Annotated in this window: 1 protein-coding gene; it reads left to right on the top strand. The window is 45.1% G+C overall.

Annotated elements, in window-relative coordinates; genetic code table 11:
- A partial coding sequence (locus SB756_RS35685; RefSeq protein WP_410913965.1) for a hypothetical protein occupies positions 1 to 233 on the top strand: 233 nt, incomplete at both ends.

The raw sequence follows: 233 nt of genomic DNA, 5'->3' as shown, positions 1-233 counted from the left end.
CCCTGATTACGGTGTTGTGTGTAAAGGACAATGGAACGGTGAAGAAGTTGTAGGTATAAGCCTAACGTGGAACAAGCGCTATATCACGCTTGCGCCTGTGGCAACGGTGCTTGGTCTTGCATTTAAATTACAAGATCCAGATGGCTTATTAAGTGATGTAAAAGAGCCAGGTATTACCTGTGCATTGATCCCAACAGATACTCCTGGAGTAGAAATTGGTCGTCGTCACTTCC

Source organism: Pseudomonas sp. SIMBA_068, assembly GCF_046534705.1.
Classification (GTDB): Bacteria; Pseudomonadota; Gammaproteobacteria; order Pseudomonadales; family Pseudomonadaceae; genus Aquipseudomonas; species Aquipseudomonas putida.
Note: the sequence above shows the minus strand (reverse complement) of the source record. Positions and strands in the feature narration are given on the sequence as shown.